Raw genomic sequence first — 13730 nt, 5'->3', positions numbered from 1 at the left:
GCTAGTCGTAGGTCAAAATAATTTCCGGCAAACGGGCCGGCATGCGGGCAGGGGCAGGCACATCATGCGGATTTTGGGAATTGATCCGGGGTTGCGGAACCTTGGATGGGGTGTGATCGAATCGCGCGGCACCCGTCTCAGCCATGTCGCCAACGGGGTGTGCACCTCTGACGGCGACGACCTGGGGGAGCGGCTCTTGTCCCTGCACAATCAGGTCACTGAGATCATCGAAGCCTTCTCTCCGGATCAGGCGGCAATCGAACAGACCTTTGTGAACAAGGATGGCGCCGGCACGCTGAAGCTGGGCCAGGCGCGCGGTGTGGCGCTGCTGACGCTGGCCAAAGCCGGGCTGCCTGTCGGGGAATATGCCCCGAACCGGGTCAAGAAAACAGTGGTGGGCGTCGGCCACGCCGAGAAGGAGCAGGTAATGCATATGGTGAAACTGCAGCTGCCGGGGTGTTTGCCCAAGAACGCCGATGCCGCAGATGCGCTGGCGATTGCGATCTGCCACGCCTATTACGGCGGCACGCAGCAGCGCCAGCTGAGGGAGAAACGCGCATGACCGGCAAACATTCATGATTGGGAAACTGACAGGCCGCCTCGACTACCGGGCGCAGGACCATGTGTTGATCGACGTGCGCGGCGTTGGCTATATCGTCTATTGCTCCGACCGCACCATGGCGGCTTTGCCGGGCGTGGGCGAAGCCATTGCGCTCTACACGGACATGGTCGTGCGCGAAGACCTGATGCAGCTCTACGGCTTCACCTCGCTGGTTGAGAAGGAATGGCACCGGCTGCTGACCTCGGTGCAGGGGGTTGGTGCCAAGGTCTCGCTGGCCATTCTCGGCGCGCTGGGTCCGGACGGGGTGAGCCGGGCGATTGCCCTTGGCGACTGGGCCACGGTGAAGGCCGCCAAGGGCGTCGGCCCCAAGACCGCGCAGCGCATCGTGCTGGACCTCAAGGATAAGGCGCCGGGCGTGATGGCGATGGGGGGCACAGTCGTGGATGCGATGGACGGCCCGGGGCTGGAGGTGGTCGAGGATGCAGAGCCCGCGCCTGCCGCCAAGCCCGTGCGCAAGGCGCCGCCGAAGAAGCCCTCCGGCGCGGCCGCGGCCTCTGCCGGGGCGCTGTCGGCCTTGGGCAATCTGGGCTATGGCCCCTCGGATGCGGCTGCTGCAGTGGCGGAGGCGGCTGCAAATCACCCGGACGCGGATGAGCCGGAACTGATCCGTGCCGCGCTGCGCCTGCTGGCACCGAAGGGGTAATGGGCATGGGATTTGAGGTTTCGTGTTCCGCCCGGCTGTTAGGCCGGGCAGCGCCCGTCCCCACGGGGCGGGCGCTTCGCTTCCACCCCGCCGGAACGGGCGCTGCCCTGACCGCTGCTCCACAGATTGCGGATACTTAGTTATGATTGACGCCGACCCCGCCCTGCGCCCCGAGCCGCTGCCCGAAGACAGTGCTGCGGACAACGACCGCGCCCTGCGCCCGCAGGGCCTTGGCGAATTTATCGGTCAGGCCGAGGCCCGCGCCAACCTGCGTGTCTTCATCGAAAGCGCCCGGCGCCGCGGAGAGGCGATGGATCACACGCTGTTCCACGGGCCTCCCGGCCTTGGCAAGACCACTCTGGCGCAGATCGTCGCGCGCGAGCTGGGCGTGAACTTCCGCATGACCTCCGGCCCGGTGCTGGCCAAAGCGGGCGATCTGGCGGCGATCCTCACCAACCTTGAAGCCCGCGACGTCTTGTTCATCGACGAGATCCACCGTCTGAACCCGGCGGTGGAGGAGGTGCTCTACCCGGCGATGGAGGACTTCGAGCTGGACCTTGTAATTGGGGAAGGCCCGGCGGCCCGCACCGTCCGGATCGAGCTGCAGCCCTTTACCCTGGTCGGCGCCACCACCCGCATGGGGCTTCTGACCACGCCGCTGCGCGACCGCTTCGGCATCCCGACCCGGCTGCAGTTCTACACCATCGACGAGCTGTTTGAGATCGTCAGCCGCAATGCCCGAAAACTGGGCGCGCCCGCCGATGACGCCGGCGCCCGCGAGATCGCGCGGCGCGCCCGCGGCACCCCCAGGATCGCCGGCCGGCTTTTGCGCCGCGTGGTGGACTTCGCGGTTGTCGAGGGCGATGGCACCATCACCCGGGAGCTTGCAGATGGCGCCCTGACGCGGCTGGGGGTGGACCAGCTGGGTCTGGACGGCGCCGACCGCCGCTATCTGAAACTGATTGCGGAGAATTACGGCGGCGGCCCGGTGGGGATCGAGACGATCTCAGCAGCCCTCAGCGAAAGCCGCGACGCGCTGGAGGAGGTGATCGAGCCTTACCTGCTGCAGCAAGGGCTGATCCAGCGCACCCCGCGCGGGCGGATGCTGGCGCAAAAGGCCTGGACCCACCTCGGCATGGCGCCGCCGCGCAGCCAGAACGACCTGTTCGGGTAGCTCCGGTCTTTCCTGTTGCAAGAGGGGCTCCCGCCTGCTGCAGAGGCATCAAAGATGCCGCTGCAGCCGTTGGGCCGGGCGCCGCGCTGCCGCGCGGCGCGGTTGCGTCACGCCGGGGCCGCGCCGCGCCAGCGGCGCCAGGCCCAAGGCTGCTTCCGGCGGCCTGGCGCAGCCAGGAGACCGGGCAGGCGCGGGAGCCCCCCTTGCCGCCGCGCGGTACAGACGGCATAGACGGGACAGCACCAAGGAGACACCCATGACCGCCCAGCTGCCAGACCTGACGCCGGAACAGATCGAAAGCCTGTTCACCCGCCACGACGGCTCTTATGCCTTTGCCCGCTGGGGTCGGCCGGTGGCGCCGATCGTGTTCGGGGTGCAGGACGAGACACTCAAGACCGTCAAGGGCGCGCTGGAGGCAGTGATGACGCTGGCGGGCCACCAAATGGCCGAGACCGATCCGGAGCTGGGATCGAACCTGATGTTCTTCTTCTTCCGCGGCTGGGATGAACTCCTGGGAGTGCCGGACTTGGACCGTTTGATACCGGGGCTGGAGCCTCTGGTCGCACGGCTGAAAGAAGCAGATGCCAGCCAGTACCGTGCCTTCCGCTTTGATGACCAGGGCGGTATCAAAGCTTGTTTCGTGTTCCTGCGGATGAAAGGACCAATGGCGCAGATGCCGGCCGAGACGCTGGCACTCACCCAGGCGGTGCAGGCGGCGCTGATGTGGGGCGATGCGGCCTTTGCAGAAGCCTCGCCGTTGGCGGTGCTGCCGGACACTGGCGCCACCATTCTGCGGCCCGAAATCGCAGGCGTGATTGCTGCCGCTTACGACCGGATGATGCCGGTGGCGGCAGAGGATAAATCCCACGCCCTGCGCCTGTTTGCCCGCCTGCAGGCCCCGGCGGCGGTGCAACCTCAGTCCTGATGCGCGCCTTTGTCGGCCTGCAGCTGCCGGACGCGGCCCTGGACGCGCTGGAACGCGTGCAGGAAGGGCTGACCCTGGGCAGGCACATCCCGGCAGAGAACATGCATCTGACGCTGGCCTTCCTGGATGACCAGCCCGAGGCTGCGCTGCAGGCGCTGCATCAGATCCTGACAGACATCAGTGCGCCGCCTTTGATGCTCACTTTCAGCGGTCTGGGCACCTTTGGCGGCAAGCGGCCGCGGGTGCTGGCGGCTGAGGTGCGGAAATCTCCGGAGCTGGTCCATCTGCTCGGCCGTGTCCGCAGCGCCTGCCGCTCCGCCGGAATTGACCTGCCGCGCGAACGCTTCCGCCCCCATGTGACGCTGGCGCGTTTTCCCCGGAATCTTGAGGCAGGGCAGGTCGAAAAGATTGCCCGTTTCCTGTCTGCAGCAGCGGATTTCAAGCTGGAATGCGAAGCGGACAGTTACGCGCTGTTCCAGTCGACGCTGGCGCCAGAGGGTGCGCGTTATGATGTGCTGGCGGAGTATCCATTGCAGGGATGAGCCGCTTGCAGCGGATTGGCGCGGTCCATAGGGTGCGCGTAAACGCAAGGAGCAGGCAATGAACCACCAATTTCCCGTCCGGGTCTATTACGAGGACACCGACATGGGCGGGATTGTCTATCACGCCAACTACCTGCGCTTCATCGAGCGCGCCCGCAGCGACTGGGTGCGCGGCATTGGCGTTGATCAGAACGCCATGCGCGAGGGCGGGCTGATCTATGTGGTGCGCCGGATCGAAGCGGATTACCTGGCGCCTGCCAGGTTCGACGAGGAACTGCTGGTCACCACCTCCATGCACAATGTAACGCCTGCCCGGATGGTCCTGAATCAGGAAGTCACCCGCGGCGGCCAGCCGCTGTTCCGTGCCCAGGTCACCATTGTTTGCATCACAACGGGCGGCAAACCGGCCCGGCTTCCGGCAGAGATTCGCGCATTGCGGTAACATTTGGCCCCCGTGTGCCTGTTTTAATGGCCTTTGCCATTGATCTGCGCTAGCGTCTTGCCAAATAAGGCCGGATAAACGGCTGGGAAAAAACCGTAGAGCAGGCGAATGGAAGCAGAAACTCTGGCGCTGGCGCAGGAGATTGATTTCTCCATGTGGGGCCTTTTCGCGCGGGCCACCGTAACCGTGAAACTGGTGATGCTGATGCTGGTGGGGGCCTCGATCTGGTCCTGGGGCATCATCATCCAGAAAACCATCAACTACCGTCTTGCCCGCCGGGAAGCGGATGCCTTTGACCGGGCGTTCTGGTCCGGCAACCCGCTGGATGAGCTGTTTGAGCGGCTGGGGTCCGAACCCTCGGGCCAGGCGGCGCGGATTTTCTCGGCCGGGATGAGCGAGTGGCGCCGCAGCCACCGCAGCGATGGCGGGCTGATCCCCGGCGCGCAAGCACGTATCGACCGGTCGATGGATGTCGCCATCGCCAAGGAGACCGAAGGCCTGCAAGGCGGGCTGTCGGTGCTGGCAACCGTGGGTTCCACCGCGCCCTTCGTGGGCCTCTTCGGCACCGTCTGGGGCATCATGACCGCCTTTATCGAAATTGCCGAGCAGCAGAACACCAACCTCGCCGTTGTGGCGCCGGGCATTGCTGAGGCGCTGATGGCGACCGGCCTGGGCCTCTTGGCGGCGATCCCGGCGGTGGTCTTCTACAACAAGCTGAGCGCGGACAGCGACCGCATCATCGGCGGCTACGAGGCCTTTGCCGATGAGTTCGCCACCATCCTCAGCCGCCAGCTGGATTCCTGAGGCCATGGGCGCCGCAGTCCAGCAGCCTTCGGGAGGCGGCGACCGCCGCCGGGGCCGCCGCCGCCGCCGGGGCGCGCCGATGTCCGAAATCAACGTGACGCCATTTGTGGACGTCATGCTGGTGCTTCTGATCATCTTCATGGTGGCGGCGCCGCTGATGACCGTGGGCGTGCCGGTTGAGCTGCCCAAAACCGCCGCAGGCGCACTGCCCGGCGATGAGGAGGAACCGCTGACTGTCACCATGACCGCCGGGGGCGGGGTGGAGATCCAGACAACGCCGGTGGCGCGCGAGGAACTTGTGTCCAAACTGCGGGCGATTGCGGCAGAACGCTCCTCGGACCGGGTGTTCCTGCGCGCCGATGGGCGGATCGCCTATGCGGACGTCATGCAGGTGATGGGCGCGCTGAACGCGGGCGGTTTTTCCAATGTGGGGCTGGTGACTGACACCGGCGGCCCGGCCTTGGACGGGCGGCAGGCCGAAGGCACGGGGCAGTAGGCGGGGACGCACAGGGTGCAGACCGGAACCAAAATCTCGCTGGCAGGCCATGGGCTGTTGATGACATGGGTTGTCTTCGGCGCCTGGTTCCCGTCCGAACCCCTGCCGTCCAACGTGCAGCAGGTGGCGCTGATTTCCGCGGAGCAGTTCGAGAAGCTGAGCCAGCAGCGCCAGGCGCCGCAGGTGTCGCCGGAACCTGCGCCGCTGAATGAGCCCGCCGCGGTGCAGCCCGCACCGGAGCCCGCGCCGCAGCCGGACCCGGAGCCGGAGATCACCCAGCCGGAGCCGCTGGAACCGGCAGAGCCTGACCCGCAGGTGACAGACCTGCCGGAACAGCCGCCGGAACCCGAAGTGCCGGTTGAGGTGCCATCTGCCGCGGAAGAGCCGGAAATCTCCTCACTGGTGCCGCAGGTCCGGCCGGAAACAGCACCACGCCCCGTGGACCGGGTGGCACCGGAACCGGTTGCGCCGCCGGAACCGGACACCAGGATCGACGATATCGTTCAGCCTGAAGTCGCGCCTGAAGAAAGCGCCGAGACCGAGCAAGAAACGCAGGAAGCCACTGCACGCGAGGCCGCCAGCGACCGGATCGTGACCGAGGAAAACGAGGGCGAGGACGTGGCGGCCTCGGCTGCGCCGGCGGTGTCCAAGCGTCCCCGGACCCGGCCAGCCCGGCCCGAGCCGGAACCGGAACCGCAGGTGACAGAGGCGGCCCAGCCGGCGGAGCCGGAGCAGGCGGACACGTCCGATGCGGTGGCGGATGCGCTGGCAGAGGCGCTGGCAGGGGGCGCCGATGTGGAGGCGCCGGAACCTTCCGGCCCGCCGCTGACGCTGGGCGAGAAGGACGCGCTGCGGGTTGAGGTGTCGCGCTGCTGGAACGTTGGCTCGCTGTCTACGGATGCGCTGATGACAACCGTGGTCGTGGGCGTCTCTCTGGCGCAGGACGGCAAGCCGGACACAGGCTCGATTCGGATGCTTTCGAGCACCGGCGGGTCTTCGGCGGCGGCAAAGCAGGCTTATGAGGCGGCGCGGCGGGCAATTATCCGCTGCGGGTCCGCAGGCTTTCAGCTTCCCCCTGAAAAATATTCGCAATGGCGCGATATTGAGATGACATTCAATCCTGAAAGGATGCGGATCAAATGAGGAAAATACTGGCAGCTCTTCTGATCGGTGCCGCGGCGGCGGCAGGCGCGGGCGCGGCCATGGCTCAGGACGGCCCGCTCCGCATCGAGATCGACCAGGGCGTGATCGAACCCTTGCCCTATGCGGTACCGGATTTCGTTCCGGAGACCCCGGCGGCCTCGGAGTATGCTGCCCAGATCGCCCGGGTGATTGCAGCCGACCTGAGCGGCACCGGGCTGTTCCGGGAAGTGCCGGCCAGCGCCCATATCTCCAAAGTGACGGGGTTCGACAACCCGGTGAAATACGCCGACTGGAAAGCGGTGAACGCGCAGGCGCTGATCACCGGCGCGGTCAGCGTCAACGGCAACCAGCTGGCGGTGCGTTTCCGCGGCCATGACGTCTTTGCCGAGAAGGAGCTGGGCACCGGGCTGCAGTTCAACGGCACCACCGACGGCTGGCGCCGGATGGCGCATAAGGTGGCGGATGCGGTTTACAGCCGGATCACCGGCGAGAGCGGCTACTTTGACAGCCGCGTTGTCTATGTCTCCGAAAGCGGTCCCAAGAACGACCGCCGCAAGCGGCTGGCGGTGATGGATTACGACGGCGCCAACGTGCAGTATCTGACCAACAGCGCCTCCATTGTGCTGGCGCCGCGGTTCTCTCCCTCTGGCGACCGGGTGCTTTATACCAGCTATGAGAGCGGTTTCCCGCAGATCCATGTGCTGGACGTGGGCCAGGTGCAGCGCAAGGTGCTGTCCAGCGGCGACGGCACCATGAGCTTTGCACCGCGGTTTGCGCCTGACGGGCGCACCATCGTCTATTCGCAAACCCAGGGCGGCAATACCGACCTGTTCTCAATGGACATCCAAACCGGCGCCAAGTCGCGGCTGACCTCGGCCCCCTCGATTGAGACCGCGCCGTCGTTTTCCCCGGATGGCAGCCAGATCGTGTTCGAAAGCGACCGCTCCGGCAGCCAGCAGCTCTATGTGATGCCCGCGCGCGGCGGCGAGGCGCGGCGGATCAGCTTCGGCGAGGGCCGTTACGGTACGCCCGTATGGTCGCCGCGCGGCGACATGATCGCCTTTACCAAGCAGAACAAGGGCCGCTTCCACATCGGTGTGATGCGCACCGACGGCGGTGAGGAGCGGCTGCTGACGGCCTCCTTCCTGGACGAGGGGCCGACCTGGGCGCCCAATGGCCGGGTGATCATGTTCACCCGCGAAAGCCAGGGCAGCGCCGGGCGGGCGCTGCTGTATTCGGTGGACATCACCGGGCGCAACCTTAAACCTGTGAAAACACCGGACGGGGCCTCGGATCCGGCCTGGTCGCCATTGCAGAATTGAGTGAAGTGAATTGGCGGGATACCCGCATGGTACCTGATCCGGGCATGTGTTAATTTCCGGTCAAGAAACGCAAAAGGGATAGGCAGACAACATGAGCGGTTTGAAATTGGCAATTGCGGCTGTTGCCGTCCTGGGCCTTGCGGCCTGCAGCAACAACCGGTGGGATGACACCGCAAACGGCGGCGGAGCCGGCGCAGGTGCGGGTGCCGGGGCAGGCGCCTTGGATCCGGCAAGCCCGGCTTATTTCCAGCAGTCCATCGGCGACCGTGTGCTGTTTCTGGTGGACCAGTCGACGCTGACGCCTGAGGCCCAGGGCATCCTTCAGGGCCAGGCGCGCTGGCTGACCCAGAACGGTGACTATGTTGTTACCATCGAGGGCCACGCCGATGAGCAGGGCACCCGCGAATACAACCTTGCCTTGGGGGCCCGCCGTGCCAACGCCGCGCGGGAATACCTGATTTCGCAAGGGGTTGCAGGCCACCGTCTGAAGGTCGTGAGCTTTGGCAAGGAGCGTCCGCTGGAAATCTGCTCGAACGAGGCCTGTTATTCCAAGAACCGCCGCGCGGTCACCGTGCTGGCCGGCGGGCTGACGGGGTAAAGCCATGAGCCGGCTGCGTACCGTATTTTTCGCCTCCATGATGCTGCTGCCCGTGATGCTGCCGGTGCCGCTGGCGGCGCAGGACAGCCAGACGCTGGCGGACATCCGCCAGGAGCTGACGGTCCTGCATGTGGAAATCCAGCGCCTGAAGCGGGAGATGTCGACAACCGGGGCACCCTCGGCGGATGTTTCCGGCGATACGGTTCTGGACCGGGTCGCCGCAATCGAAAGCGAACTGCAGCGGCTGACCCTGCAGACCGAGCAGATGAATCACCGGATCGACCGCATCGTCACCGACGGCACCAACCGCATCGGGGACCTGGAGTTCCGCCTGGTTGAGCTGGAAGGCGGCGATCTCGGCGCGCTGAAGGAAACCACGACGCTGGGCGGCGGCGAACTGCCTGCGTCCGGCGGCGCGGCAGTGCCTGCCATCGGCGCAGACACCGCTGGCGGCGAAACCGGCGGCGGTGAGCTGGCGATTGGCGAACAGGCAGATTTTGATGCCGCCGAAAAGCTGCTGGCTGACGGTGCGTATCAGGACGCGGCAGAGAAATTCGCGGCCTTCAACCAGTCCTATCCGGGCAGCCCGCTGGCGTCAGCCGCCGAATTCAGCCGGGGCAAGGCGCTGGACGGGCTGGGCGATACCCGCGAAGCGGCGCGGGCCTATCTTGCGGCCTTTACCGGCAACTCGGCCGGGCCGGTGGCACCCAAGGCCCTGTTCGAGCTTGGCGCGGCCCTGGGCCGGCTGGGGCAGACCGATCAGGCCTGTGTGACGCTGTCCGAAGTCGGGGTGCGCTTTCCGGGTGCTGCGCAACAGGCCGAGGCGGCGGCGGAAATGGCCAAGCTGGGCTGTTCTTGACGGGGCTGCGGCGTGATATCCTGGGGCTGCTGCGCGGGCAGTTCCAGTCCGGGCTGACCGGCAAGCTGGGCATTGCGGTGTCCGGCGGCAGTGATTCTATGGCGCTGCTGCATCTTCTGAAGGAAGCATTTGCGGGCGAGCCGGTCGAGTTGCTGGCAGCAACGGTAGACCATGGCTTGCGGGCGGAATCGGCGGCAGAGGCCAATTGGGTTGGCGAAGCGGCTGCCGGGCTGGGGATCGCACATGAGGTGATCCGGTGGCAAGATGGCCCCGGCAAGGGCAATCTGCAAAAACAGGCCCGTGAAGCGCGCTATGACCTGCTTTGCGGCTGGGCACGGCGCAATGGCATAACAACTCTCTGTGTGGCGCATACTGCCGACGACCAGGCCGAAACCCTGCTGATGCGCATGGCCCGTGCCTCTGGCGTGTCCGGGCTGTCGGGCATGCCGCCGCGCCGGGTGCACAAGGGCGTCACCCTGGTGCGGCCCCTGCTGGAAGTGACCCGAAGCGAATTGCGCCAGTTCCTGCAGGAACGCGGCATTGAATGGTGCGAGGATCCCAGCAACAGCGACTTGCGCTATGAACGGGTGCGGGCGCGCCGCGCACTGGCGGATCTGGCACCGCTGGGCCTGACGCCAACGGTGCTGTCCCGGGTTGCGGAAAACATGAACAAGGCCCGCGAGGCGCTGGATTGGTACGTGTTTCTGGCGGCCCGTGACATGGCCCATGTGCAGGCGGGGGCGGTTGTTCTGTGCCAGCGCAAATTCCGCACCTTACCGAGCGAGACCGGCTACCGTTTGCTGGTTAAAGCGATTCAATGGGTTTCGGGCACTCCCTATCCGCCGCGCCGGGTGCCGATGGAAATCGCGGTGCTGGCCGCACGCGGCGGCGGCGCAGCGACGGTGTCCGGCTGCCATCTGCTGACAACGTCCAAACAGATCTGGATTTGCCGCGAAGCCAAGGCGGTCACAGGCGTCACCTCGCTTCCCGGCCAGATCTGGGACGACAGGTGGAAGGTTTTCGGAGGTGACGCAAAGGGTTGCGAAGTGCGCCCCTTGGGGCGCGACGGCCTGTTTGAATGCCCGTCCTGGCGGGCAACCGGCGTGCCGGGCACCGTGCTGGAGTCCTCGCCGGCGGTGTGGCGCGGGGCCGAACTGACGGCTGCTCCAGTTGCCGGAATGGGCAATGGCTGGTCGGCGGAAACGGTGACAAACGAAGAAGAGTTCTTTGCATCCCTTTTATCGCATTGAACCTGCCCGAATGATCCTTATTTTAAGCGTAACGCAGGCGGCCTGACGGGTGCGCCTAACTGATAGGGAGAACTTTCCTTGGGCAACGCTCGCAATATCGCCTTTTGGGTTGTTCTGTTTCTGCTGATTCTGGCGCTGTTCAATCTGTTCAGCGGTTCCGGCAGCACGATGCAGAGCCGTGAACGCACTTTTTCGGACTTCGTGAGTTCGGTGGAGACCGGCAAGGTCAGCACCGTTACTCTGGACGGGGAACAGGTCCGCTATACCACGACCGACGGGCAGAACTACGTCACCATCAAGCCGGGTGACGCCGAAGTCACCTCGCTTCTGATCGAGAAGAACATCCCGGTGCGCGCTGAGAAGCAGCAGCAGTCGGGCTTCCAGTCCTTCCTGATCACGCTTCTGCCGTTCCTGCTGCTGATCGGCGTCTGGATCTACTTCATGAACCGGATGCAGGGCGGCGGCAAAGGCGGCGCCATGGGATTCGGCAAATCCAAGGCCAAGATGCTGACAGAGAAGCATGGACGCGTCACCTTTGACGATGTCGCTGGCATCGACGAGGCCAAGGAAGAGCTGGAAGAAATCGTCGAATTCCTGCGCAATCCGCAGAAATTCTCGCGCCTCGGCGGCAAGATCCCCAAGGGCGCGCTGCTGGTCGGCCCTCCGGGCACCGGTAAAACCCTGCTGGCCCGCGCCATTGCAGGCGAAGCCGGCGTGCCCTTCTTCACCATCTCCGGCTCCGACTTCGTCGAGATGTTCGTCGGCGTCGGCGCCTCCCGCGTGCGCGACATGTTCGAGCAGGCCAAGAAGAACGCGCCCTGCATCGTCTTCATCGACGAGATCGACGCGGTGGGCCGCCACCGCGGCGCCGGCTACGGCGGCGGTAATGACGAGCGTGAGCAGACCCTGAACCAGCTGCTGGTGGAAATGGACGGATTTGAGGCCAACGAAGGCGTCATCATCCTGGCCGCCACCAACCGCAAGGACGTGCTGGACCCGGCGCTGCTGCGCCCCGGCCGCTTTGACCGCAACGTGACCGTCGGCAACCCCGACATCAAAGGCCGCGAAAAGATCCTGGCCGTGCACGCCCGCAAGACCCCGCTGGGTCCGGATGTGGATCTGCGCATCATCGCCCGCGGCACGCCTGGGTTCTCCGGTGCCGACCTGGCCAACCTGGTGAACGAGGCTGCACTGATGGCCGCGCGTGTCGGGCGCCGTTTTGTCACCATGGAAGATTTCGAATCCGCCAAGGACAAGGTGATGATGGGGGCTGAGCGCCGCTCGATGGTGCTGACCCAGGACCAGAAGGAAAAGACCGCTTACCACGAGGCTGGCCACGCCGTGGTCGGCCTGGCACTGCCGCTGTGCGATCCGGTCTACAAGGCGACAATCATTCCGCGCGGCGGCGCGCTGGGGATGGTGGTGTCGCTGCCCGAAATGGACCGGCTGAACTACCACCGCGATGAGTGCCAGCAGAAACTGGCGATGACCATGGCGGGCAAGGCGGCGGAAGTCATCAAATACGGCGAGGACCACGTCTCCAACGGTCCGGCCGGCGATATCCAGCAGGCCAGCCAGCTGGCCCGCGCCATGGTGCTGCGCTGGGGCATGTCGGACAAAGTCGGCAACATCGACTATGCCGAAGCCCACGAAGGCTATTCCGGCAACACCGCGGGTTTCTCGGTCTCAGCCCATACCAAGGAGCTGATCGAGGAAGAGGTCAAACGCTTCATCCAGCAGGGCTATGAACAGGCGCTGGAGATCCTCAAGGACAAGAACGAGGAATGGGAGCGTCTGGCGCAGGGCCTTCTGGAATACGAGACCCTGACCGGTGACGAGATCAAGCGGGTGATGAACGGCGAACCGCCGCAGGCCGGCGACGATGAGGACGACAGCGAGGATCAGGGCAGCGCCTCGGTCACCGCAATCCCCAAGGCGAAGCCCAAGAAGACCCCGCCTGAGGGCGGCATGGAGCCTGAGCCCTCCGCCTGATGACCCTAGGCTTTGACCCCCGGATGCCGCTGGCCTCCGGGGGTTTTCATTTCCGGCGCTGAATTGCAGCACCACAAAAAAGCATCACGGCACCTCTGGTGCCACCCCGCACGGCCTGTATGCTCGCCGCATCGTCAACGGGTTATGCGAGGGAGAGCGGGCATGCCGGTGCTGCGGAAAACGGAATTCACGGGCGAGATCACGTGGCTGGGACATGTTCCGGCAGGCAGCAGCTTGCGGGCCGCGCCGGTGGAGCGGCTGGACCTGGGGTTTGCCGGAATTGCCGGAGGACGCCACGAAGGCGAAAATCGCGCCTCCTGTGTGCGGGTGAAAAACCTCTATCCCCAAGGCACCGAAATCCGCAACGTGCGCCAGCTGACCATCCTGTCGGAAGAGGAACTGGCCTTGATCGCGGCGGATATGGGGATGGACCGCATCGACCCCGTTCATCTCGGCGCAACCATCGTGCTGCGCGGCATTCCGGACTTCACCTTCGTGCCGCCGTCTTCGCGCCTGCAGGGGCCGGATGGGGTGACGCTGACCGTGGACATGGAAAACCGCCCCTGCGTGCTGCCGGGCCGCGAGATCGAGAAGGATCATGCGGGCTTTGGCGCCCGCTTCAAGCCGGCGGCGCAGAATCGCCGGGGAATCACCGCCTGGGTCGAACATCCCGGCCGTCTGCAGCTGGGCGGCGAACTGACGCTCTTTGTGCCGGATCAGCGCGCCTGGACGCCCTAGGCGGCCGTTTTCGGGGAAATCCGTTTCCTTTAAGGAACTCTGGCAGGGCCTGCGAAAGACGCCACGCCGCATCAAGGCGTGATAATGTCGGAAATCACGCGCGTATTGTGCCGCATTTTGGCTAAGTCTAACGCCAAACCGGCATCCCTGTGCCGGCGATTGTATGCAAACTCAGCAGGA

Annotated in this window: 15 protein-coding genes; all 15 read left to right on the top strand. The window is 65.4% G+C overall.

Annotation, left to right across the window (positions count from 1 at the left end; translation table 11 throughout):
- Positions 1-64 precede the first annotated feature (64 nt).
- A complete protein-coding gene (gene ruvC, locus N6L27_RS05820) occupies positions 65-562 on the top strand; it encodes a crossover junction endodeoxyribonuclease RuvC (protein ID WP_271906206.1) in 498 nt (165 codons plus the stop codon).
- A gap of 13 nt (positions 563-575) precedes the next feature.
- Positions 576-1265 (top strand): Holliday junction branch migration protein RuvA, encoded by a 690-nt coding sequence (ruvA, locus tag N6L27_RS05815; RefSeq protein WP_271906204.1) that lies wholly within the window; start codon positions 576-578, stop codon positions 1263-1265.
- Between the two features lie 142 nt (positions 1266-1407).
- A complete protein-coding gene (gene ruvB / locus N6L27_RS05810; RefSeq protein ID WP_271906202.1) occupies positions 1408-2439 on the top strand; it encodes a Holliday junction branch migration DNA helicase RuvB in 1032 nt (343 codons plus the stop codon).
- Between the two features lie 256 nt (positions 2440-2695).
- Positions 2696-3364 carry a hypothetical protein gene (locus N6L27_RS05805; RefSeq protein WP_271906199.1) on the top strand — a complete coding sequence of 223 codons (669 nt, stop codon included), beginning with the start codon at positions 2696-2698 and terminating at the stop codon, positions 3362-3364.
- On the top strand, positions 3364-3906 hold the full coding sequence (gene thpR / locus N6L27_RS05800) for an RNA 2',3'-cyclic phosphodiesterase (RefSeq protein ID WP_271906198.1): 543 nt from the start codon (positions 3364-3366) through the stop codon (positions 3904-3906). The genes N6L27_RS05805 and thpR overlap by 1 nt, the downstream gene beginning before the upstream one ends.
- A 58-nt stretch (positions 3907-3964) precedes the next feature.
- Entirely contained in the window at positions 3965-4348 is a 384-nt protein-coding gene (gene ybgC / locus N6L27_RS05795) for a tol-pal system-associated acyl-CoA thioesterase (protein WP_271906196.1), read from the top strand.
- Between the two features lie 108 nt (positions 4349-4456).
- Positions 4457-5152 (top strand): protein TolQ, encoded by a 696-nt coding sequence (gene tolQ, locus N6L27_RS05790; protein WP_039183467.1) that lies wholly within the window; start codon positions 4457-4459, stop codon positions 5150-5152.
- 4 nt (positions 5153-5156) lie between these two features.
- Entirely contained in the window at positions 5157-5648 is a 492-nt protein-coding gene (tolR, locus tag N6L27_RS05785; RefSeq protein WP_271906193.1) for a protein TolR, read from the top strand.
- 15 nt (positions 5649-5663) lie between these two features.
- Positions 5664-6791, top strand: coding sequence for an energy transducer TonB (locus tag N6L27_RS05780; protein ID WP_271906191.1), 1128 nt, complete (start codon positions 5664-5666; stop codon positions 6789-6791).
- The gene (tolB, locus tag N6L27_RS05775) at positions 6788-8113 is read left to right on the top strand and encodes a Tol-Pal system beta propeller repeat protein TolB (RefSeq protein ID WP_271906190.1); all 1326 of its coding nucleotides are present in this window, start codon (positions 6788-6790) and stop codon (positions 8111-8113) included. Before N6L27_RS05780 ends, tolB begins: the two co-directional genes overlap by 4 nt.
- A 91-nt stretch (positions 8114-8204) precedes the next feature.
- Positions 8205-8711: a peptidoglycan-associated lipoprotein Pal gene (gene pal, locus N6L27_RS05770; protein ID WP_271906188.1), complete on the top strand. Its 507-nt coding sequence runs from the start codon at positions 8205-8207 to the stop codon at positions 8709-8711.
- A 4-nt stretch (positions 8712-8715) separates the two neighbouring features.
- Positions 8716-9570, top strand: a complete 855-nt coding sequence (gene ybgF / locus N6L27_RS05765) for a tol-pal system protein YbgF (RefSeq protein ID WP_442915725.1) — start codon at positions 8716-8718, stop codon at positions 9568-9570.
- On the top strand, positions 9567-10820 hold the full coding sequence (gene tilS, locus N6L27_RS05760) for a tRNA lysidine(34) synthetase TilS (RefSeq protein WP_271906187.1): 1254 nt from the start codon (positions 9567-9569) through the stop codon (positions 10818-10820). Before ybgF ends, tilS begins: the two co-directional genes overlap by 4 nt.
- A 78-nt stretch (positions 10821-10898) precedes the next feature.
- Positions 10899-12812: an ATP-dependent zinc metalloprotease FtsH gene (gene ftsH / locus N6L27_RS05755; RefSeq protein WP_271906185.1), complete on the top strand. Its 1914-nt coding sequence runs from the start codon at positions 10899-10901 to the stop codon at positions 12810-12812.
- Between the two features lie 162 nt (positions 12813-12974).
- Positions 12975-13550: an MOSC domain-containing protein gene (locus tag N6L27_RS05750; RefSeq protein ID WP_271906183.1), complete on the top strand. Its 576-nt coding sequence runs from the start codon at positions 12975-12977 to the stop codon at positions 13548-13550.
- Positions 13551-13730 lie beyond the last annotated feature (180 nt).

The organism is Leisingera sp. SS27 (genome assembly GCF_028368855.1).
Lineage (GTDB): Bacteria > Pseudomonadota > Alphaproteobacteria > Rhodobacterales > Rhodobacteraceae > Leisingera.
Note: the sequence above shows the minus strand (reverse complement) of the source record. Positions and strands in the feature narration are given on the sequence as shown.